21 protein-coding genes are annotated in these 20,649 nt (G+C 58.4%); 18 read left to right on the top strand and 3 right to left on the bottom strand.

Annotated elements, in window-relative coordinates; all coding sequences use genetic code 11:
- Positions 1-13: 13 nt before the first annotated feature.
- The 6 genes from ID864_RS06190 (at position 14) to ID864_RS06165 (ending at position 6,822) form a co-directional block, all read left to right on the top strand.
- Positions 14-682, top strand: a complete 669-nt coding sequence (locus ID864_RS06190) for a DUF1120 domain-containing protein (protein WP_180276842.1) — start codon at positions 14-16, stop codon at positions 680-682.
- Positions 683-711: 29 nt separating this feature from the next.
- A complete protein-coding gene (locus ID864_RS06185; protein WP_191149571.1) occupies positions 712-1,380 on the top strand; it encodes a DUF1120 domain-containing protein in 669 nt (222 codons plus the stop codon).
- 87 nt (positions 1,381-1,467) lie between these two features.
- Positions 1,468-2,229 carry a fimbria/pilus chaperone family protein gene (locus ID864_RS06180; protein ID WP_318153224.1) on the top strand — a complete coding sequence of 254 codons (762 nt, stop codon included), beginning with the start codon at positions 1,468-1,470 and terminating at the stop codon, positions 2,227-2,229.
- Positions 2,229-4,643, top strand: a complete 2,415-nt coding sequence (locus tag ID864_RS06175; protein WP_191149570.1) for a fimbria/pilus outer membrane usher protein — start codon at positions 2,229-2,231, stop codon at positions 4,641-4,643. The genes ID864_RS06180 and ID864_RS06175 overlap by 1 nt, the downstream gene beginning before the upstream one ends.
- A complete protein-coding gene (locus ID864_RS06170; RefSeq protein WP_048917372.1) occupies positions 4,615-5,160 on the top strand; it encodes a DUF1120 domain-containing protein in 546 nt (181 codons plus the stop codon). Before ID864_RS06175 ends, ID864_RS06170 begins: the two co-directional genes overlap by 29 nt.
- Before the next feature lie 96 nt (positions 5,161-5,256).
- Positions 5,257-6,822 (top strand): methyl-accepting chemotaxis protein, encoded by a 1,566-nt coding sequence (locus ID864_RS06165; protein ID WP_191149569.1) that lies wholly within the window; start codon positions 5,257-5,259, stop codon positions 6,820-6,822.
- 64 nt (positions 6,823-6,886) lie between these two features.
- On the opposite strand, the gene fbp is transcribed toward ID864_RS06165, so the two are convergent.
- The gene (gene fbp, locus ID864_RS06160) at positions 6,887-7,891 is read right to left on the bottom strand and encodes a class 1 fructose-bisphosphatase (protein WP_048917370.1); all 1,005 of its coding nucleotides are present in this window, start codon (positions 7,889-7,891) and stop codon (positions 6,887-6,889) included.
- Between the two features lie 167 nt (positions 7,892-8,058).
- On the opposite strand from fbp, the gene mpl reads away from it, so the two are divergent.
- Positions 8,059-9,411 carry a UDP-N-acetylmuramate:L-alanyl-gamma-D-glutamyl-meso-diaminopimelate ligase gene (mpl, locus tag ID864_RS06155; RefSeq protein WP_048917369.1) on the top strand — a complete coding sequence of 451 codons (1,353 nt, stop codon included), beginning with the start codon at positions 8,059-8,061 and terminating at the stop codon, positions 9,409-9,411.
- 93 nt (positions 9,412-9,504) lie between these two features.
- Here the strand turns inward: mpl and yjgA are convergent, their stop codons facing one another.
- The gene (yjgA, locus tag ID864_RS06150; protein ID WP_048917368.1) at positions 9,505-10,050 is read right to left on the bottom strand and encodes a ribosome biogenesis factor YjgA; all 546 of its coding nucleotides are present in this window, start codon (positions 10,048-10,050) and stop codon (positions 9,505-9,507) included.
- Between the two features lie 150 nt (positions 10,051-10,200).
- On the opposite strand from yjgA, the gene pmbA reads away from it, so the two are divergent.
- From pmbA to ID864_RS06095, 11 genes are all read left to right on the top strand, one after another.
- Entirely contained in the window at positions 10,201-11,541 is a 1,341-nt protein-coding gene (pmbA, locus tag ID864_RS06145) for a metalloprotease PmbA (protein ID WP_048917367.1), read from the top strand.
- 77 nt (positions 11,542-11,618) lie between these two features.
- Positions 11,619-12,005, top strand: a complete 387-nt coding sequence (gene cybC, locus ID864_RS06140) for a cytochrome b562 (RefSeq protein ID WP_048917366.1) — start codon at positions 11,619-11,621, stop codon at positions 12,003-12,005.
- Between the two features lie 301 nt (positions 12,006-12,306).
- On the top strand, positions 12,307-12,645 hold the full coding sequence (locus ID864_RS06135) for a glycine dehydrogenase (RefSeq protein WP_048917365.1): 339 nt from the start codon (positions 12,307-12,309) through the stop codon (positions 12,643-12,645).
- A gap of 152 nt (positions 12,646-12,797) precedes the next feature.
- Positions 12,798-13,157: an SFCGS family glycine-rich protein gene (locus tag ID864_RS06130; protein WP_048917364.1), complete on the top strand. Its 360-nt coding sequence runs from the start codon at positions 12,798-12,800 to the stop codon at positions 13,155-13,157.
- Positions 13,157-13,456, top strand: a complete 300-nt coding sequence (locus ID864_RS06125) for a DUF4312 family protein (RefSeq protein ID WP_048917363.1) — start codon at positions 13,157-13,159, stop codon at positions 13,454-13,456. The genes ID864_RS06130 and ID864_RS06125 overlap by 1 nt, the downstream gene beginning before the upstream one ends.
- Positions 13,457-13,490: 34 nt before the next feature.
- The gene (locus ID864_RS06120; RefSeq protein ID WP_048917362.1) at positions 13,491-14,267 is read left to right on the top strand and encodes a DUF4311 domain-containing protein; all 777 of its coding nucleotides are present in this window, start codon (positions 13,491-13,493) and stop codon (positions 14,265-14,267) included.
- Between the two features lie 13 nt (positions 14,268-14,280).
- Positions 14,281-14,925: a DUF4310 family protein gene (locus ID864_RS06115; RefSeq protein ID WP_048917361.1), complete on the top strand. Its 645-nt coding sequence runs from the start codon at positions 14,281-14,283 to the stop codon at positions 14,923-14,925.
- A 45-nt stretch (positions 14,926-14,970) separates the two neighbouring features.
- Positions 14,971-16,104: an amidohydrolase/deacetylase family metallohydrolase gene (locus ID864_RS06110; protein WP_191149568.1), complete on the top strand. Its 1,134-nt coding sequence runs from the start codon at positions 14,971-14,973 to the stop codon at positions 16,102-16,104.
- Entirely contained in the window at positions 16,088-17,224 is a 1,137-nt protein-coding gene (locus tag ID864_RS06105; RefSeq protein ID WP_191149567.1) for a DgaE family pyridoxal phosphate-dependent ammonia lyase, read from the top strand. Before ID864_RS06110 ends, ID864_RS06105 begins: the two co-directional genes overlap by 17 nt.
- Positions 17,221-17,961: a 2-dehydro-3-deoxy-phosphogluconate aldolase gene (dagF, locus tag ID864_RS06100; RefSeq protein WP_191149566.1), complete on the top strand. Its 741-nt coding sequence runs from the start codon at positions 17,221-17,223 to the stop codon at positions 17,959-17,961. The genes ID864_RS06105 and dagF overlap by 4 nt, the downstream gene beginning before the upstream one ends.
- 109 nt (positions 17,962-18,070) lie before the next feature.
- Positions 18,071-19,981 (top strand): BglG family transcription antiterminator, encoded by a 1,911-nt coding sequence (locus ID864_RS06095; protein WP_048917357.1) that lies wholly within the window; start codon positions 18,071-18,073, stop codon positions 19,979-19,981.
- A 90-nt stretch (positions 19,982-20,071) separates the two neighbouring features.
- Here the strand turns inward: ID864_RS06095 and dolP are convergent, their stop codons facing one another.
- Entirely contained in the window at positions 20,072-20,644 is a 573-nt protein-coding gene (gene dolP / locus ID864_RS06090) for a division/outer membrane stress-associated lipid-binding lipoprotein (protein WP_191149565.1), read from the bottom strand.
- Positions 20,645-20,649 lie beyond the last annotated feature (5 nt).

The following is a 20,649-nucleotide window of genomic DNA, read 5'->3' as shown; positions in this document are numbered from 1 at the left end:
ACGGACTACAACAATGACACTGAAGATAAAAAAACTCTCCTGCGCTCTGGCCTTACTCTGCAGCGTGACAGTGAGCCAAAACGCGCTGGCAGCAGACAGCGCCATGCTGGAAATTCGCGGAGTGATTAAACCTCCTTCGTGCAACATCGATTTTCAGGGCGGCGGCAGGCTGGACTGGGGCAAGATCCGCGCCTCAGAGTTGAAGCGCGATGAGCCGACCTGGCTGTCACAGAAAAGCACCAGCCTGAACGTTAGCTGTGCCTCCCCAACGCTGTTTTCCATCAAATCGAAGGATGTGGCGGAGCTGGCCGGCACGCCGCTGGATGGGGTGCCCGATCCGGCGCTACAGTTCAGCCTCGGCGCCACGCGAGAAAACAAACTGGTGGGGGTTTACCGCATCAGCACCATCCGCGAGGCATCTCAACTGAACAGTAAACCCGATATTTTCTTCGTCAGCTCAGATGACCATGGTTCAAGCTGGACCCGCATCAACACCATTGAGTGGAGTAATAGCGAAACCCTGAATGCCTTCAGCGACAGCGTAACGGCTGCACCGGTGGTCGCCTCAAACGTGATGCTGAATATCCAGGTCACCCCGGCTATCTCCCCGGCGGACGAGCTGGGCAAGCTGGAGAATATCCCGCTCAACGGCAACGCGACCTTTGACATTGTCTACCTCTGAAACAACGCCTGAATTAAAGAGTGATTAATATGAAAAAAATGACATTACCACTGGTCGCCGCCGCTGTGCTGGGGCTGGGATCTCTCAGTGCGGCGCAGGCAGCAACCCAGGCACGGCTGCAGGTCAGGGGGATTATCGAGCCACCCGCCTGCAACGTTGCGCTGGAAGGTGGCAGCGTACTTAACTGGGGGGATATTGATGCCACTAGCCTGCACGCCAACCGGGCAACCCAGCTGGAGAGTAAAAGCGTTAACCTCAAAGTTGCCTGTGAAGCCAGCGCGCTGGTGCTGGTGAAGCCAGCCGATATTGCTGAACTGGCAGGGCAAGTCAGCATTGATGGTAAAAACGACGCCAGCTATTTCAGTCTGGGTACCACGTCAGAAGGCAAGATGATCGGCGCCTGGACGCTGAGTGCCGAGGCAAAGAACGCCCATGCTGATGACAAACAGGCGGTGATGCTGCTGGAGTCGGATACCGGCGGCAGCAGCTGGACAGCCAGCAGTCAGGAAATTCAATGGAAGGCATCCGGCAATAGTCTGTATGGCTTAGCGCTGGACGGCGAAGCGTTGCCAGCGGCAACCAAAGAGCTGACCATGGGACTTTCGGCCACGCCCTATATTGCGTCAATTAACGACCTCGGGAACGCTGATGATATTACGCTCTCCGGTATGGCAACTTTTGATGTGGTCTATCTCTGACCTGACGTTATCTCCCCTCGCTTAATAGAGGCGTAATTAACGCCTTTACAGTCTGAATTACGCAGAGAAAAAATAGTTATCTTTGGCATGCCACGAACCCTGGTGGCATGTCCTTTTTCTCTATGTGTTATTTTTAACGGAAAGTTTATTTATATGTTATTACGTTCTTTATTATTATCACTGGCTGTTATTTCTCCTTTCGCGCAGTCATCAATTATGAAACCTGAAACCTCAATGGTGCTTATTAATGAGGAAGAGGGCGGTGGCAGTATTAATATAACCAACACCAGCGATACCGAAGCGCTGCTTTACGTAAAAGTTTACGACCTGCCGGATGATAAAGAGCCGCAGATACTGGTCACTCAACCCGTTAGCCGCATTGCTGCCGGTCAGACGCAGCGCGTGCGCTTTATTCTCAATCAGGATAAACCGCTGCAGCATCAGCACATGAAGCGGGTTATTTTCGAAGGGATACCGCCGCAGACTGCCAGCGGCGCCAACAGTATTGGCATGAATATTCGTCAGGATCTGCCGGTCATTATCCATCCGGCAGCGCTGGAGATGAGCGCTGACCCGTGGAAGGCGCTGAAATGGACTCAGCGCGGCACAACCTTAACCGTCACCAATCCCTCAGACATGGTGGTGCGCCTGGCGCAGGAGATTGAACTGCTGCCGCTAAGAAGGAAACTGAAGCTCAGTAAAAGCTACATCCTGCCGGGGCAGTCGCTAAACGTGACGCTGCCGGAAAGCGCAGGCGTCCAGTCGGGTCGCCAGGTGCAGATTCAGACGCTCTCTAAATATGGCTATGTTGCCGGTAAGTTTAAACAGCCGGTCTCGCTTGCCAGCTAATGAACAGGCCGCTACTTCTGCTGCTGACCCTCGCTGGCGCCCTGCATTCTGGCTGTGGCGCTGCAGACGATGGGACGCAGCCGGCCAGCGCCGCCGTCAGCTGGGACGCGGGGCGCCTGAAGCGCAGCGGTATCGACCCCAGCATGCTGCAGCTGCTTGAGCGCAACAACCGTTTCCCGGCAGGCGATAACCTGGTGGATATCAGCCTGAACGGCCAGATGGTGGGCGCCTTTCGGGTGCGTTTTGGCCCGCAGGGGGCACTGTGCTTTACGCCCAAACTGTTTCAGCAGCTGGGCGTGAAAGAGGTGCGGCCTGACGGCCCGGCAGGCGAGGAGAGTGCCGCCTGTCATGACTGGGCCGACAGCGATCCTGACGTTAGCATTCGCTATCGTCCCTACCGTCTGACGGTCAGCCTGGTGGTGCCGCAGGATCGACTGCAGCAGGAGGATCCGGCGCTGCAGGGTGAAGAGGGCGGTGGCGCGGGCATGCTCAACTACGAATTCTATACCTCGCTGGCGCGCGCGCGCGGCTGGCAGGAGCGTTACAGCTGGCTGAACACCGAGAACGGCATCAATGTTAATAACTGGCTGGTGCGCAGTCGCCAGCAGTTTCAGAAGATGGATGGCAAAGTGGGCGGCGAAATCAGCTCGCTCTGGGCGCAGCGCTATCTGCAGCCGCTCAACAAACTGCTGCAGGCGGGGGTGGTGAATGTCAGCAATACGCCCTTTGCGCTGGGCGTCATTAACGGCGTACAGCTGATGCCGGACAACGGCCTGAATCCGGAGAAAGGTTCCGGCGTGACGGTAAACGGCTTTAGCGCGACGGCCCAGGCAAGAGTCGAAATCCGCCAGTATGGCATGGAGGTTTTTCGTACGCTGGTACCGGCAGGCGCCTTCACGCTGGATAATATTCCGGTGAAAAATCGCAATGCCGATCTTGAGGTAACGGTAACGGAAACCGATGGACGCGTGCAGCAGTTCAGCGTACCGGCCAGCGGCTTCGGGCGCACGCTCACCTCCAGCGCGCAGGGCTACTCGCTGGCGATCGGAAAGATGCGCAACAGCGGCGGTGGCGAGCAACCGCTGCTGGCGACGCTGTCGCAGCAGTGGCAGCCGGCAGGGTGGCTCGATCTGCAAAGCGGCATGCTGCTATCCCGGCAGTATCATTCGCTGGCGCTGGCGGCTTCGTCCGCCCCGCTGCCCGCGCTGACGGTCATGTCGCAGCTGGTCGCGGTCAATGACAGCTACCGTCGCCAGGTCAGCAGACAGCTGCGGCTGAACACGCGCTATCAGTTCTCTGACACCTTCTCCGCCAGCGTCGGGCTGACTAAAAGCAGCAGTGGTTTTCTCACGCCGGCTGAAGCGACGGATCGCCAGCGCACGACAAAGAAAGAGGGCACCACCCAGTACAGCCTGATGTTGGCCTGGGCGCCCCCTAAACTGGGGCGATTCACCTACAGCCACGCGGTATCTCAACGCTCGCATGATGGCAAACCTTCGCGCTTTCACACCCTTGGCTGGAGTAAGCGCGTGGCGTCTACGCTGGTGACGGTGCACGCTTCACACGGCAGTGACGGGCGAAGCAACGACCGCCAGCTGTCGCTTAACCTGAGCTTCCCGCTCGGCGAACAGCGGCAAAACAGCTACTACCGTCGCAGCAATGACAGCGAACGTATTGGGCTGGAGAGCAGTGGCGAACTCTCTGACAACAGTAACTACCAGCTCTCGACCGAGCGCGACCTGACGGGAAGAGCCTCGTCGGTCTACGGCGCCCTGAACACCAATCTGCACTATACGTGGATGAACGCCACCGCAGGTTACGACAGCGCCGGGCAGCAAAATTACTCCCTTGGCCTTAACGGGGGCATGGCGCTGCATGAGGGAGGGCTGACCTTCACCGCCTCGCGCATTGGCGATACCTTCGGCGTGGTGGAGCTGAATGAGAAGCTGGCCGGGGTGGAGATCGTCTCGCCCGGCGGCACCAGCTGGACCGACTGGCGTGGGCGGGCGCTGGTGCCGTCGATGACGCCGTGGCAGCGCAGCAGCATCGATGTGAATACCGAGAAGCTGCCAAAACATATTGATATCAGTAACGGTCACCGTGATGCCACGCTGGCGCGCGGCACGGTGAAAAAGTTTCGCTATGCCATGCTCACCAGCAATCGCCTGCTGTTCAACCTGACGCTGGCTAACGGTAAACCGCTGCCGCGCGGCAGCCGCGTCTGGGATCGAAAAAACAATTACATCACCAGCGCCATCGATGATGGCGTGGTCTGGCTAAGCAACGCCCCCGAACAGGTGCATCTTGTCGCCGAGACCGGCAGCGGCGAACAGCGCTGTGAATTCCATTACGACAGCAAAAACAGCAGATCGGAGAAACAACTGTATGAAAAAGTTATCGCGCAGTGCCTGTAACAGCCTGCTGATTCTGGCCACGCTGCTCTCTGCGGCGTCAGCAGAAGCAGCCTGTCACGTGACCAGCCACGGTGGGCGCATCGATTACGGCGAGTTGAATCGCCACCTTATCCCCGGCTCGGCAGAAAAATTGAGCCTGACGGCGCGCGAGGTGCAGATCGGCATTGACTGCGATGCGCCACAAATTATCAGCGTGCGCTTCACCTCAGCGCAGGGCGCAGAAGCGGCCTTTGCCTTCGGGCAACAGGGTGAGATGCAGCTGCGGCTGCATGATGCCCGCCTCGACAGCCGCGCGGCCAGCTTCAATTTTCTGCCGTCAGGGGGAAGTCCGGAGAGCGCGCAGCCGCTGAGTGAGGTCTTCGCCGAGCCGGAAAGCCGCATTGTTATGCGTGAACCGGGTCAGCACCTGCGCTTTACGCTGTCGCTGCTGCCGCGCTTTGCGCCGGGGTTTTCCAGCGTGCGCGATCGGACGTCGTTATTGACTCAGATCAGGCTGGAGGTCTCAGAAGGCACATAACCCTGCGCGAAGGGTAAAGATTAACCGCAGAAGTGCCGATAATGATGACGATTTAACGCTCTTGAATAATCTGACTATCTTATCGGGACAACAATCATGCTGAAGAAGATTTCAATACGCTCGGGATTACTGGTGCTGCTCTCACTGATGACGCTATTGCTGCTGGTGGTCAGCATCATGGGGATTATCGCTATTCAGAAAGGAAATCGCTCGCTGGATGTTATCAATCGCATCCAGGGTATTGAACTCAATGCCTTATATATCACTAATGGCAACCTGCTGCGCACCCGCGCTACCGCCGCGCTGGCCATTCGCAAGCTTGAGGTTGGCTTGCCGGATGAAGCGGCTACCATCGCCAGGCGTTCTGCCAGTTATGTGGCTATTTCACAGCAAGAGCTGAAACGATTCGTCGATGCCGGTACGGTGACGGCGCACGGTAAAACGCTGGCCGATGCGGTGGTCGCCACCTACAAGAATTACCTGGACGGCGGCATCACGCCGATGATGAACGCGCTGCAAAAGCAGAGCGCGGATGACTACTACGAGGTGCTGGAGGGCAACATCTCCCCGCTGGCCGGTAAGTTCTCCGATGCGGTCAATAATTTCGGCAGCTATGCCGATGAGGTGAGCGAGGCTCAGCTGGCGCAGGCGGCACGCAATCAAACGCTGATGACGGTGCTGATTCTGGTAGCGGGCGGCCTGACCCTGCTGCTGGTCGCGCTGGCGTGGATGGTGCTGCGTGAACTGCTGTTGAAGCCGCTGGATGGCGCGATTAAGCATCTGGAGCATGTCGCGGCAGGCGATCTCACCCAGCCGGTACCGGAAAGCGGCAATACCGAACTGGGCCGCCTCAATGCTGCGCTCGGCAGCATGCAGCAGTCGCTGCAGCACTCGGTCAGCCTGGTGCGCGACGCCAGCATGCAGATTGACGTCGGCAGCCGCGAGCTGGCCTCTGGCAACCTCAACCTCTCGCAGCGCACTGAAGAGTCGGCCGCCTCGCTGGAGCAGACCGCCGCCAGCATGGAGCAGCTGACCGCCACCGTGAAGCAGAATGCGGATAATGCCCAGCAGGCGCACCTGCTGGCGCGCTCGGTCTCGGACACGGCCGATAAAGGCGCCGAAGTGGTGTGCTACGTGATGGAGAAAATGGCGGAGATCGCCAACAGCTCCCAGCGCATTGGCGACATCCTCGGCGTTATCGACGGTATCGCCTTCCAGACCAATATTCTGGCGCTGAATGCCTCGGTGGAAGCGGCGCGAGCAGGTGAGCAAGGGCGTGGTTTCGCCGTGGTCGCCAGCGAAGTGCGCAACCTCGCACAGCGCAGTGCCACCGCCGCTAAAGAGATCCGTACGCTGATTGCGGAGTCGCAAGTTCGCGTCAACGAAGGCAGCGACATGGCGACCAAAGCCGGGGAAACCATGGATGAGATCTCCAGCGAGGTGATGCGCGTGACCACCCTGATGAAAGAGATCTCCAGCGCGTCGCAGGAGCAGAGCCGGGGCATCGAGCAGGTGAATCAGGCGGTGACGCAGATGGATGAAGTGGCACAGCAGAACGCCGCGCTGGTCGAAGAAGCCGCCGCTGCCACCCAGTCGCTGGAAGAGCAGTCGCAGCAGTTAGTGCAGACAATGGCGGTGTTTAAAGTCACTCACGTCGCCTAAATCGTAGGGGCGAGGCATGCCTCGCCCTGATCAACGCGGGTCGGGCATGCCCGACCCCTACGAATCAGTTGCCGTTATCCGGGAACTCACGCAGGAAGCGTTCAGTGTCGTCGACCATATGATCGTTACCGACGAAGAACGGTGAGCGCTCGTGCAGGCTTTGCGGCACCAGATCAAGAATACGGTTTTTACCATCAGAGGCTTTACCGCCGGCCTGCTCCGCCAGGAACGCCATCGGATTGCACTCGTACAGCAGGCGCAGCTTGCCTTTCGGGTGGCTGGCAGTGCTTGGGTACAGGTAGATGCCGCCTTTCAGCAGGTTGCGGTGGAAGTCCGCCACCAGCGAGCCGATATAGCGTGAGGTGTAAGGACGGTGCGTCTCTTTATCCTCTTCCTGGCAGAATTTGAGGTACTTTTTCACACCCTGCGGGAAGCGGATATAGTTACCTTCGTTGATCGAGTAGGTGTAACCCTTCTCCGGGAAGGTCATACGCTCTGCGCTCAGGCAGAACACGCCCAGTGACGGGTCGTAAGTGAAGGCATGCACGCCACAGCCGGTGGTATAAACCAGCATGGTGGAGGAGCCGTAAACCACGTACCCGGCCGCAACCTGCTGGCTGCCCGGCTGCAGGAAGTCTTCTTCGGTGACCGGTGTACCCGGTGGGGTAATACGGCGGTAGATGGAGAAGATGGTACCGACAGACACGTTAACGTCGATGTTGGAGGAGCCGTCAAGCGGATCCATCAGCACCACGTACTTGCCGTTTTCGACGCCTTCGAAGATCACAATCTCATCTTCTTCTTCAGAGGCGATACCGGCCACGATACCGCGCGCTTTCAGAGCCGCCTTCAGCTTTTCGTTGGCAAACAGATCGAGCTTCATCTGTTCTTCGCCCTGAATATTTTCAGCGCCGCTGGCGCCGAGAATATCGACCAGGCCAGCTTTGTTAATATCGCGGTGGATGATCTTCGCGCCCAGCTTGATCGCGGAGATTAACGCGGTCAGTTCGCCTGTCGCGTGCGGAAAGTCGTGTTGCTTCTCGACGATGAATTCGCCTAACGTTTTCATAACACAATCCCTGAATCTGCGGTTGAGTAGCAGCCTGCTTCACAAACTGCCAACGTATGCGTACGCAGTCTAGCCGATTGGGCGCTAAAGAACATAGGGCAAATCCGTTTCTTCCGCACGATGGGGACGGTACACTGTGCGGGAACTTTTTAAGCAACGGACCTTTTATGCGTATTCATATCCTCGGTATCTGTGGCACTTTCATGGGCGGTCTGGCGATGCTGGCACGCGAGCTTGGCCATGAAGTCACGGGCTCAGATGCTAACGTCTACCCGCCAATGAGCACGCTGCTGGAAAAGCAGGGTATTGATTTAATTCAGGGTTATGACGCCTCACAGCTCGATCCCGCCCCGGACCTGGTGATCATCGGCAACGCCATGACGCGCGGCAATCCGTGTGTGGAAGCAGTGCTGGAGCGCAATATTCCTTACCTCTCCGGCCCGCAGTGGCTGCACGATTACGTGCTGCGCGACCGCTGGGTGATTGCGGTGGCGGGAACCCACGGTAAAACCACCACCGCCGGCATGGCAGCGTGGATTTTACAGGCCTGCGGCTATCAGCCAGGGTTTGTGATTGGTGGGGTACCGGGGAATTTCGAGGTTTCAGCGAATTTAGGAAAAAGCCCATTCTTCGTGATCGAGGCCGACGAGTACGACTGTGCGTTCTTCGACAAGCGTTCCAAGTTCGTGCACTACTGTCCGCGCACCCTGATCCTCAACAACCTTGAGTTTGACCACGCCGATATCTTTGACGATCTGCGTGCGGTGCAAAAGCAGTTCCACCACCTGGTGCGCATCGTGCCGGGGCAGGGCAAGATCATCCTGCCGGAGCACGATGCCAATATTAAGCAGGTGATGGCGATGGGCTGCTGGAGCGAGCAGGAAACCGTGGGTGAAAACGGCCACTGGCAGGCGAAGAAGCTGTCGCCGGATGCGTCGCACTGGGAAGTGCTGCTGGACGGTGAGCGCGTAGCCGAGGTCAACTGGGCGCTGGTTGGCGAGCACAATATGCATAACGGCATGATGGCGATTGCTGCGGCACGCCATGTGGGCGTGAAGCCGGAAGATGCCGGGCGTGCGCTGAATGACTTTATCAACGCCCGCCGCCGCCTGGAGCTGCGCGGTGAGAGCAACGGCATCAAAGTGTACGATGACTTTGCTCACCACCCGACCGCTATCCTCGCCACGCTCTCCGCGCTGCGTGGCAAAGTGGGCGGCACCGCGCGCATTCTGGCGGTGCTGGAACCGCGTTCAAACACCATGAAGATGGGTATCAGCAAGAACGATCTTGCCCCGTCGCTGGCGCGTGCGGATGAAGTGTTCCTGTTCCAGCCGCACCACATTCCGTGGCAGGTCTCTGAGGTTGCCGATGCCTGCATTCAGCCGGCGCAGTGGAGTGCGGATATTGATACGCTGGTCGAGATGATCGCCAAAAAAGCCCAGCCGGGGGATACCATCCTGGTGATGAGCAACGGCGGTTTTGGCGGGATCCATCAGAAGTTGCTGGACCGGTTAGCTTAGCGGGTATGGCGGGCCGATCGAAAAAAACGATCGGCCCCTACATCGGTGTCTGTAGGGGCGGACCCTGCTTTTCGGTCCGCCCTTAACAGGCTGTCATGACGCCTGAGCTAATTCGCGCAGATACTGGAAAATCTGACGATAGGCTTTTGGTGGCTTATTGGTCGCTTTCTCTTTCTGCGCGTTACGGATCATCGCACGCAGCTGCTGGCGGTCCGCATCCGGGTAGAGGTTAAGTACCTCCGGGATCACGTCATCACCCTGTTCCACCAGGCGGTCACGCAGTACTTCCAGCTTATGGAACAGCGCAACCTGCTGGTTGTGGCGGTTCTTCAGCTTGTCCAGCGCGGTACGGATCGGCTCTTCATCACGCGAGCGCAGCATCTTACCAATCAGCTGCATCTGGCGGCGGCGGCCCTCTTTCTTGATCTTCTGCGCCAGCTCAATCGCGGCACGCAGATCTTCATCCAGTGGGATCTTGTCCAGGGAGTTTTTCCCCAGTTCCACCAGTTCACCACCGAGGCGCTTCAGCTCTTCGGCGTCACGTTTAATCTCACTTTTACTGACCCAGATAATCTCTTCGTCTTCTTCTTCTTCGTTATCGGGTACTTCGTCGAGCCAGTCATCGGGCTGCTTGGTCATTGGTACGGCTCCTGAAAAAGAGGCTAATGCTATCAGGTTACGTGGCTACTGCGAAATTGTTCTCTGAGTCTGTTAGACTCAAATCATTCCTTATCACCTTGAGAGCTGCATTTGATGCAGGTATTTCTCAACTAATTATATGGCAGGCCGATGAAATTACTCTCCCAAGTTGCAGAACAGCGTAAAACCCTGGAGCAGGCGGTCTCAACAGCACTCGAGCTGGCGAAAGTCAGCAGCGATGGGGCAGAAGTCGCGGTAACCAAAACCACCGGCATCAGCGTCAGCACGCGTTACGGGGAAGTGGAAAACGTCGAATTCAACAGCGATGGTGCGCTCGGCATCACCGTTTACTATCAGAACCGTAAGGGCAGCGCCTCCTCCACCGATCTCAGCCCGGAGGCGATCAAACGCACCGTGCAGGCCGCGCTGGATATTGCACGCTACACCTCACCGGATCCCTTTGCCGGCGTGGCGGATCGCGAGCTGCTGGCGTTTGACGCACCGGATCTCGATCTGTTTCACCCAACGGAGATCGACGCCGATCGCGCTATCGAACTGGCTGCGCGTGCAGAACAGGCTGCGCTGCAGGCTGACTCGCGCATCACCAACACCGAAGGCGGCAGCTTTAACAGCCACGTCGGAATTAAAGTGTTTGGCAACAGCCACGGCATGCTGCAGGGCTACTGCTCCAGCCGTCATTCGCTCTCCAGCTGCGTGATTGCGGAAGCCAACGGCGATATGGAGCGTGACTACGCCTATACCATTGGCCGGGCGATGGAGGATTTGAAGTCGCCAGAGTCGGTCGGTGAAGAGTGCGCGCGCCGCACGCTGTCACGCCTGTCGCCGCGCAAACTGTCGACGATGAAAGCGCCGGTGCTGTTTGCCGCGGAAGTGGCCACCGGGCTGTTTGGTCACCTGGTGGGGGCCATCAGCGGCGGCAGCGTCTACCGCAAATCCACCTTCCTGCTTGACTCCCTCGGCCAGCAGATCCTGCCGGAATGGCTGACGATTGAGGAGCATCCGCACCTGCTGAAAGGGCTGGCCTCAACGCCGTTTGACAGCGAAGGCGTGCGTACCGAGCGCCGCGACATCATTAAAGATGGTGTACTGCAGAACTGGCTGATGACCAGCTACTCGGCGCGCAAGCTGGGGCTGCAGAGCACCGGCCACGCGGGCGGCATCCATAACTGGCGCATTGCCGGGCAGGGCCACAGCTTTGATGACCTGCTCAAGCAGCTCGGCACCGGGCTGGTGGTGACGGAACTGATGGGCCAGGCGGTCAGTGCGCTGACCGGCGACTACTCGCGCGGCGCATCCGGTTTCTGGGTTGAGAATGGCGTAATCCAGTATCCGGTCAGTGAAATCACCATCGCCGGTAACCTGAAAGATATGTGGCGCAATATGGTGACCATCGGCAGCGATATTGAAACCCGCAGCAATATCCAGTGTGGATCCATTCTGTTACCAGAAATGAAGATTGCCGGGCAGTAATTTAGCGATTTAGGCGTATGCTTATCAGGCGGCTGCTCAGACAGTCGCCTTTTTTTATAATTAAAAGGACTGAAGCAATGCGTAAATTAATGTTTGCAATGTTGAGTGGTTCGCTGTTGTTATCCAGTTTCGCCGTGCTGTCGCAGGATCTGGAAGGCGATATGGATATGCTGAAAGGCGGCCTGCGTACGGTGCAGAAAACCGACGATAAAGCCGAAATGATTAAAGCGCTGACCGATATGAAGGGCGCAGCTGAAAACGCTAAAACCCAGACGCCGGATAAGCTTAAGGGCCAGTCGGCAGACAGCGCGCAGATCAAAGACTATCACGCCGGGCTGGATACCCTGATTGGCCAGATCGATACCAGCCTTAAGCTGGCCAATGACGGGGACCTGAAAGGCGCGAAGGAAGAAGCGAAAAAAATGGCTGAAACCCGCGACGCCAATCACAAAAAGTTCCGCTAACGCTCAGGGCCGGGAATTATCCCCGGCCCTGATTAAATCCGTCATAGGTTTTTCCTCTATTTCCTTCTGCTGGACGCTTTACTCTGCTGCTGTTTTCTCTGCCTCTGCATAAATGGCGCAAAATAGTCTTTATTTTGTGATTTAACTCTCATTTTATAATTATTGATGCACGGTCTGATGTTTTTTGCGACCTGGCTCGTACCCCATCCGTTTATTTCCGCTTGCTGGCGGAAAAAGTCGTTCTCCACAGCACCTCTGCGCAGCGGTAGCTTATAACCATTGCAAAAAGGGGGGGACAAACGTGAGTAATGGAACGGGGCCGAGTGTGGCAACAGAGCAGGATGATGAGATTCAGGCGCTGGCCGCACGGGTGATGGGGCAGATTGCCGACCTGTTTGCGGCCAGGGCAATACAGCCCAACCCGGTACAGCAGCAGATGCTTACCTCCCACGTGCGGGCGATGGCGCTGCGCTCGCTGACCGGTGAGGCGCTACCCGAAGTGGAAGCTGACCTGTTTGACGATATTTCGCCAGAATCCATGCTGCTGGCACAGCAGGTGGTCGATCTGTTCGGTAACCTGCCGAAAGAGGAAGCCTGGCTACTCTCCGTGCATTTCGAAGTCGCCAAAGAAAACCAATAGTGTGCCTGGTTTACTTGCCATTTTGGGATTGGGCAGTGCTCAAAATCCTCACGTACTACGTGTACGCTCCGGTTTTTCCGCGCTGTCCGCACCCAAACTGACTGCGCCACCGACGGCACGAGTAATCACTCTATAAATTAAAGGAATACACCATGTCTCAAATCATCGTAGTGATCGGCGATCGTTTAGGTAAAGGCCAGAAAGTGGCAGCAGGTATCGAGAAAGCGGGCGGTAAAGCCATCGTGGTTCCTGGCGTGGCAGCGGATATGAAGCTGGGCGACGTGATGAAAGCGGAAAACGCCAACTTCGGAATCTCCTTCTGCGGCAGCGGCGGCGCAGGTGCCATCACCGCACAGAACAAATATGGCTATAAAGCCAAACACGGCATGCGCTCCATCGACGAAGGCGTCACCGCCATCAACGAAGGCGCCACCGTGCTGGGCTTCGGCTTTATGGATAAAGAAGAGCTGGGCGAGCGTCTGGTGCAGGCGTGGCAGAAGAAGCACGGCTGATGAAAGAGCAATTCACCACCACGGTGAACGTCAGCGGCAAGGGCGACAGCAAAGCAAAAGCCTTTGCCGACGCCCTGAGCCGGGTGCAAAACACGGTGCTCAAGTCCACCAGCAATATCCTCCTGCGTATTGAGCCGGTGGATGTGAAGGTGCTGCGTGCCGAACTGCGCGTCAAAACGGAAAAGTTTCTGTTCTTCTTTCTGGCGCGCGAACGGCGAACCTACAGCGTTGAGCTGGCGATCACCGTCAACGTCGCGGTGGTCGACACCGACAAGGTGGATTTCACCGCGGTTAACTAAAAACGTTGGGATATAAATCCAAAGGAAAAAACTGATGTTTTTAATCATCTTATTTAAGTCGTTGATTATTGGCGGCCTGGTCGGAGTGGGCGTCGGTGCCGGGGCAGCGCGTATGTTCCACGCCCCGACCACACAGGGCATGGGCGCATTTCGCACACTGGGTGAACTGAATTCCTGTGAGGGCGACCCGGCTTCTCACTTCTCCTTCGGCCTTGGCTTCTTCTTTAACGCCTGGGCCTCCTCCGTGGCGGCAGGTTCCTTCACTCAGGACGTTGACCACCGCATCATCCCCAACTGGGGCGCGGCGGCACTGATGGTGAAAAACCGCAACGTGGCGGAAACCCTGCATAACCCGAAAAAGATGGCGATTGCCTGCGGCATCATCGGCATGATTGTGGTGGCGTTTCTCAACTCCACCGCCTCTGCCGTGCCTGCTGCGCTGCAGGTCACCGCGGTGAAAGTGCTGGTGCCTGCGGCTAACCTGCTGGTGAACACCGTGATGCCGGTGATCTTCTGGCTGGCCGCCATCGACGCCGGTAAGAAATCGGGCTTCTGGGCCACCATTTTCGGCGGCCTCGCGCAGCTGATTATGGGTAACGCCGTGCCGGGCCTGGTGCTGGGCATCCTGATCGGCAAAGGGGTGGAAGAGGCGGGCTGGAACCGCGTCACGAAGGTGATGATGATCGCCATCGTGCTGCTGTTCGTGCTGAGCGGCTTCTTCCGTGGCTTCGACATGAAGCTGTTGCAGTCCTTCCAGCTTGGCGTGCCCGGCTGGATGGAGATGATCCACAACTCCCTGAGCGGCAAATAAGAGGACAAGGGTAATGGAAGAGTCAAAAAGCGGTTTCTGGTATGCCGACTGGTCGTTCCCGATCTTTGTCGGTCTGCTCTCTGCCGGGGTGTTCGCCGGTACGCATATGTATTACGTCTACGGCCTGGGCGCGTTTAACGAGGTCGCGTTTGTTTCGATGCTGCGTTCCGGCATGGAAACTGGCGTCTACGGCGCGGTGGCGGCATTTGGTGCCAGCTTCCTGTTTGCGCGCATTATCGAAGGTTCGCTGGTTGGTATTCTTGATATTGGCGGCGCGATCCAGACCGGTATCGGCCTTGGCGTGCCGGCACTGCTGCTTGGGGCAGGCATCGTCTTCCCGGTAGCCAACTTCGCGGCCTCGCTGGTTACCGGCCTGGCGCTCGGCCTGGCGGTGGGTTACATCATTATCCTGGCGCGTAAGTTCACCATCAACAACAGCGACTCCACCTACGGGGCCGACGTGATGATGGGCGCAGGTAACGCCTCCGGCCGCTTCCTCGGGCCGTTGATTATCCTGTCGGCAATGGCCGCTTCGATCCCCATTGGCCTCGGCTCGCTGGTGGGTTCACTGCTGTTTTACCTGTGGAATAAACCGATTACCGGCGGCGCTATCCTCGGCGCCATGGTGCTGGGGGCGATCTTCCCGGTGGCGCTGTAACCAACTTGCGCGGCGGCAGGACGCCGCCGCGCTCAGGAGTCTGCAATGTATGATCTGATTATCCGCCGGGCGCGCCTCAGCGATGGCACCCTCAGCGATGTGGCGATTCGCGCGGGCAAGATTGCCGAAATCGGGCAAATCGACGGCCCGGCACAGCGCGAGTGGGACCTGCACGGGCGCTACTGGCTCAGCGCGGGCTGGATTGATTCACACGTTCACTGCTACCCCAAATCGCCGATTTATCACGATGAAGCCGACCGCATTGGCGTGGAAACCGGCGTCACCACGGTGGTGGACGCCGGCAGCACCGGCGCCGACGATATCGACGATTTCTACCAGCTGACGCGCAGCGCCAGCACCCAGGTTTACGCACTGCTCAATATCGCCCGCAGCGGCATTCTGACGCAGAACGAGTTAGCGGATATGGCGCGCATTGACGCCGCAGCGGTACAAGCCGCGCTGCAGCGCCTGCCGCAATTTATTCTCGGCCTGAAAGCGCGTATCAGCAGCAGCGTGGTGGAGCACAACGGCATTAAGCCGCTGCAGCGCGCCAAGGCGATGCAGCAGGAGAACGGCGGCCTGCCGCTGATGGTGCATATCGGCAATAATCCGCCCAACCTCGATGAAATTGCCGACCTGCTGAGCAGCGGCGACATCATCACCCACTGCTATAACGGCAAGCCGAACCGCATTCTGACGCCGCAGGGCGAGCTGCGCGCCTCGATTAGCGCTGCGCTCAAACGCGGCGTGCGCCTCGACGTTGGCCACGGCAGCGCCAGCTTCAGCTTCGAAGTGGCGCGCGTGGCAATTGCGCAGGGCATTCTGCCGCACACCATCAGCTCCGATATCTACTGCCGCAACCGTCTGAACGGCCCGGTGTATACCCTCGCGCACGTGATGTCGAAGTTCTTCTGCATCGGCATGACGCTGCCGCAGGTGATCGACTGCGTTACCGCGCACGCCGCAGACGGCCTGCGCCTCGCCGGTAAAGGGCGCCTTGAAGTCGGCTATGACGCCGATCTGACCATTTTCGACGTGCAGCAGGAAAGCGCGCTGTTCACCGATTCAGACGGACAAACGCTGTCCGGTACAACGCAGCTGGTGCCGCTGGCCGCTGTGGTCGCCGGTCAGGCATTCGTGACTAACGAAGGGAAGAAACGTAATGACTTCAGTAAATGAGCTTTCTATTTATGAGAAATATCATCTCAAGCAGGTGATCAACGCCTCCGGCCGCATGACCATTCTCGGTGTGTCGACCCCGAGCGCGGACGTGGTGGAGACGGTGAGCTATGGCCTCAATCACTATTTTGAAATGAAAGATCTGGTCAACAAAACCGGAGCCTATATTGCCGGGCTGCTGGGTTGTGAAGCGGCGGTGGTGGTCTCCTGCGCTTCGGCCGGGATTGCGCAGTCGGTAGCGGCGGTTATCGTTAAGGATAACGACTGGCTGCTGGAAAATCTGCACGCCGCACCGCTGATGGTGCCGCACGACATCGTGCTGCCGAAGGGCCATAACGTTAACTACGGCGCGCCAGTGGGCACCATGGTGGCGCTGGGCGGCGGCAAGCTGGTGGAAGCGGGCTACGCCAACGAGTGCTCGCCGCAGCAGCTCTCCGCCGCGATCACCCCGCAGACCGCCGCAATCATGTATATCAAATCGCATCACAGCGTGCAGAAAAGCCATCTCAGCGTGAAGCAGGCCGCCGTGGTGGCGCGTGAACACGGCGTGCCGCTGATTGTGGATGCCGCCGCCGAGGAGGATTTGCAGGCTTATTACGGCTTTGGTGCTGACCTGGTGATCTACAGCGGCGCAAAAGCCATTGAAGGGCCAACCAGCGGGCTGGTGATCGGCAAAGCGCAGTACGTTGAGTGGGTGAAGCGCCAGTCGAACGGCATTGGCCGCGCGATGAAGGTCGGCAAAGAGGGGATCCTCGGCCTGACGCAGGCGATTGAAAACTATCTGCGCGTGGAGAAGACCACCGGCGCGCAGATGGTGGAGAAGATGACGCCGTTTATCGACAGCTTAAACCAGCTGGCGGGCATTCAGGCGCGCACGGTGTGGGACGCCGCCGGGCGTGATATCGCCCGCGCTGAGATCCACTTCGACGAGGCGGTGATAGGCCGCACCACCGGTGAAGTGGTGCAGGCGCTGAAAACCGGTGCCATCGCCATCTACTTCCGTGGCTACAAGGCCAACGAAGGCATTGTTGAAGTCGACGTGCGCAGCGTCTCTGCCGAACAGCTGCACACCATTTTTATCTGCATCAGAGATCTGTTAACCGGAGAAGCACGCGCATGACACTGAAACCGAAATTTTACCGCGACCGCGTCTGCCTGAATGTCCTCGCCGGTTCGAAACAGAATGCCCGCGACATCTGGCAAGCCGCAGAAGGCCACGTGCTGGTTGGCGTGCTGTCGAAGGACTACCCGGACGTGGCGAGCGCGGTAGCCGATATGCGTGATTACGCGGCGCTGATTGATAACGCGCTGTCGGTCGGCCTCGGCGCGGGCGACCCGAACCAGTCGGCGATGGTCAGCGCGATTGCCGCTGAGGTGCAGCCGCAGCACGTCAACCAGGTGTTTACCGGCGTCGCGACTTCGCGCGCGCTGCTTGGCCAGTCTGACACCGTGGTCAACGGCCTGATCTCCCCGACCGGCACGGTTGGCAAGGTGAAGATCTCCACCGGGCCGCTCAGCTCGCAGCAGGCCGACGGCATTGTGCCCATCGCTACCGCGGTTGCGTTGCTGAAGGATATGGGCGGCAGCTCGGTAAAATACTTCCCGATGGGCGGCCTGAAGGCGATCAACGAGTTCAAAGCGGTGGCAGAAGCCTGCGCCGCGCAGGGGTTCTGGCTGGAGCCAACCGGCGGCATCGATCTCGATAACTATGAAGCGATCCTGCAGATCGCGCTGGATGCGGGCGTCAGCAGGATCATCCCGCATATTTACAGCTCGATTATCGATAAACAGAGCGGGCAGACGCGGCCGCAGGATGTCGCCACGCTGCTGGCAATGACCAAAAAATTAGTCGGTTAATACTGACCGCGCCCTGGGATTATGCCGGGGCGCGCTATTTTCCCGCAGTGAATTCCGTTAGCCTGCAACAACCCGCTAACAAGGTCGACTATCTAAAGAAGAGCGCTCCGTGAGATTCCCCAACCAACGACTGGCCCAGCTGTTTGATCTGCTACAAAACGAAACGCTGCCGCAGGACGAGCTGGCGCGGCGCTTCGACGTCTCCACGCGCACCGTGCGCAGCGATATTAACGTGCTCAACGAACTGCTGGCCGAGCACGGTGCCAGCTTTGTGCTAAGCCGTGGTGCGGGCTATCGGCTGGAGATTGCCGATGCGCGCCGCTACGCTCAGCTGCAGCAGCAGTCACCTTCACATCTGCGCGTGCCGCGCACCTCTGCCGCCCGCGTGCACTATCTGCTCACCCGTTTTCTCACCTCGGCTTTTTCCCTCAAGCTGGAAGACCTGGCCGACGAATGGTTTGTCAGCCGCACCACGCTGCAAAGCGATATGGCCGAGGTGAGAGAGTGGCTGGCGCGTTATCAGCTGGCGATTGAAACCAAGCCGCGCTACGGTATGAAGCTGTTCGGCCCCGAAGTGGCGATGCGCACCTGCCTGACCGACCTGCTGTACCAGATTGCGCAGGAGGACAGCGACAGCCCGCTGCTACAGCTGGAGGCGCTTAACAGCGGGATGCTCACCACCCTGCAACCGCTGCTGCAGCAGTGCCTGTCGCGCTTTAATATCCGCCTGGCCGACGACGGCGAGTTTTATCTGCGCCTCTACTGCGCGGTGGCGGTGCGGCGCATTGGCGAGGGCTACCCGCTGACCGACTTCAGCGCGGAGGATGTTGATGATGAGGTGCGCGATGCGGCGCGCCACATCGTTAACCTGATGCGGCCGATTGTCGGCAAGGCGATCTCCCCGGCGGAAGAGGCCTACCTGCGCGTTAATATCGCCGCCCGCCGCGTGGAAGAGATTGCGCCCAGCGCCATCAGCCCGGACGACGGCGATTCGCTGGTGGATTACATCCTCGGCTACATCAACACCCACTACAACTTCAACCTGCAAAATGACCCGCAGCTGCGCGCCGACCTGCTGACGCACATCAAAACGATGATCACCCGCGTGCGCTATCAGATCCACATTCCCAATCCGCTGCTGACCAACATCAAACAGCACTATCCGATGGCCTGGGACGTGACGCTGGCGGCGGTTTCCAGCTGGGGCAAATACACCCCGTACACCATCAGCGAAAACGAGATTGGCTTCCTGGTGCTGCATATTGGCGTCGGGCTGGAGCGCCACTACAACGTGGGCTATCAGCGCCATCCGCAGATCCTGCTGGTGTGCGACACCGGTAACTCCACGGTGCGCATGATCCAGGCGATGCTACTGCGCAAATACCCGCAGATCGTGGTGAACGGCATTATTACGCTGCGCGAGTACGAGCAGCTGGCGAGCGTGGACGAGGACTTTGTTATCTCCACCGTGCGCCTTAGCGACAAGGATAAGCCGGTAGTGGTGATGTCGCCGTTCCCCACTGAGTACCAGCTGGAGCAGATCGGCAAGCTGGTGCTGCTCGATCGCACCCGCCCCTACATGCTGGAAAAGTTCTTCGATGCCAGCCATTTCCTGATCCTCGATCGGCCGCTGGACCGCAGCGCTCTGTTCCGCCAGCTGTGCGGCGAGCTGGAGCAGGAAGGGATGGTGGATGAGACGTTTTACCCGTCGGTGGAAGAGCGTGAAGCCATCGTCAGCACCATGCTCGGCGAAGGCATTGCGCTGCCGCACTCGCTGGGGCTGCTGGCAAAGAAAACCTGCGTCTATACCGTGCTGGCACCGGAGGGCATCGCGTGGGGGGATGAAACCGCATATGTGATTTTCCTGCTGGCGATCAGCAAGACGGAGTATGAAGAGGCGATGGCCATCTACGATCTGTTCGTGACGTTTATGCGCGAGCGGGCGATGACAAGGCTGCGCGACAGCGCGGATTTCGCCAGCTTCAAGGCGGTGGCAATGGATTGTTTAAGCCGGTTGTAGGGGCCGACCTTCTTTTCCGGTCGGCCCGTATTGAGGATTTGTACGGTATTACGCAGGGGCCGACCTTCTTTTCCGGTCGGCCCGTAAATCTTATTTCAAAATGGTAAACGCGGTGGTGACGTGTTTCACGCCGCTCACCCGGCTGGCGATATCCGCAGCCGCTTTCGCTTCTGCATCCGTCACCAGACCCAGCAGGAACACTTCGCCATTCTCGGTGGTGACTTTCACATTCGAGGATTTCACCTGATCGCTACCCAGCAGCTGTGAGCGCACTTTGGTGGTGATCCAGGTATCTGAAGATGCCGTGCCGAAGCTGACTTTGTCGCCGATACGGATCTCGTTATACACCTCGGTTGCGCCATCCACGCCCACGGCAATCTGTTTTGCACGCAGCGCCAGATCGGCACTCGGTGACTGCCCGGTCAGCAGCACTTTACCCTGATAAGCGGTGGCAACAATGTGTGCGCTCTGTTTGATCTGCTCATCTTTCGACAGCGCGTTCGTGACGCGCAGTTCCAGCGTGCCGTCATCAACCTGCGTACCAACGGAACGCGGGTCAGTGGCGGATTTGGTCGCCACGGCCGCACTGCCAACAACCGCCGCGACACAGCCCTGTAGCATCAACGCGGTAAGAATAACTGCACATGCAGATAATGCCTTCATTTAAG

The organism is Erwinia aphidicola (genome assembly GCF_014773485.1).
In the GTDB taxonomy this organism is placed as follows: Bacteria; Pseudomonadota; Gammaproteobacteria; order Enterobacterales; family Enterobacteriaceae; genus Erwinia; species Erwinia aphidicola.
This window is presented reverse-complemented; position numbering and strand designations above follow the sequence as displayed.

Excerpts from the sequence above, each read along its gene's own strand:
- ID864_RS06190 (WP_180276842.1), top strand. The coding sequence starts at position 14 with ATGACACTGAAGATAAAAAAACTCTCCTGCGCTCTGGCCTTACTCTGC.
- ID864_RS06185 (WP_191149571.1), top strand. The coding sequence starts at position 712 with ATGAAAAAAATGACATTACCACTGGTCGCCGCCGCTGTGCTGGGGCTG.
- ID864_RS06180 (WP_318153224.1), top strand. The coding sequence starts at position 1,468 with ATGCCACGAACCCTGGTGGCATGTCCTTTTTCTCTATGTGTTATTTTT.
- ID864_RS06175 (WP_191149570.1), top strand. The coding sequence starts at position 2,229 with ATGAACAGGCCGCTACTTCTGCTGCTGACCCTCGCTGGCGCCCTGCAT.
- ID864_RS06170 (WP_048917372.1), top strand. The coding sequence starts at position 4,615 with ATGAAAAAGTTATCGCGCAGTGCCTGTAACAGCCTGCTGATTCTGGCC.
- ID864_RS06165 (WP_191149569.1), top strand. The coding sequence starts at position 5,257 with ATGCTGAAGAAGATTTCAATACGCTCGGGATTACTGGTGCTGCTCTCA.
- fbp (WP_048917370.1), bottom strand. The coding sequence starts at position 7,891 with ATGAAAACGTTAGGCGAATTCATCGTCGAGAAGCAACACGACTTTCCG.
- mpl (WP_048917369.1), top strand. The coding sequence starts at position 8,059 with ATGCGTATTCATATCCTCGGTATCTGTGGCACTTTCATGGGCGGTCTG.
- yjgA (WP_048917368.1), bottom strand. The coding sequence starts at position 10,050 with ATGACCAAGCAGCCCGATGACTGGCTCGACGAAGTACCCGATAACGAA.
- pmbA (WP_048917367.1), top strand. The coding sequence starts at position 10,201 with ATGAAATTACTCTCCCAAGTTGCAGAACAGCGTAAAACCCTGGAGCAG.
- cybC (WP_048917366.1), top strand. The coding sequence starts at position 11,619 with ATGCGTAAATTAATGTTTGCAATGTTGAGTGGTTCGCTGTTGTTATCC.
- ID864_RS06130 (WP_048917364.1), top strand. The coding sequence starts at position 12,798 with ATGTCTCAAATCATCGTAGTGATCGGCGATCGTTTAGGTAAAGGCCAG.
- ID864_RS06125 (WP_048917363.1), top strand. The coding sequence starts at position 13,157 with ATGAAAGAGCAATTCACCACCACGGTGAACGTCAGCGGCAAGGGCGAC.
- ID864_RS06120 (WP_048917362.1), top strand. The coding sequence starts at position 13,491 with ATGTTTTTAATCATCTTATTTAAGTCGTTGATTATTGGCGGCCTGGTC.
- ID864_RS06115 (WP_048917361.1), top strand. The coding sequence starts at position 14,281 with ATGGAAGAGTCAAAAAGCGGTTTCTGGTATGCCGACTGGTCGTTCCCG.
- ID864_RS06110 (WP_191149568.1), top strand. The coding sequence starts at position 14,971 with ATGTATGATCTGATTATCCGCCGGGCGCGCCTCAGCGATGGCACCCTC.
- ID864_RS06105 (WP_191149567.1), top strand. The coding sequence starts at position 16,088 with ATGACTTCAGTAAATGAGCTTTCTATTTATGAGAAATATCATCTCAAG.
- dagF (WP_191149566.1), top strand. The coding sequence starts at position 17,221 with ATGACACTGAAACCGAAATTTTACCGCGACCGCGTCTGCCTGAATGTC.
- dolP (WP_191149565.1), bottom strand. The coding sequence starts at position 20,644 with ATGAAGGCATTATCTGCATGTGCAGTTATTCTTACCGCGTTGATGCTA.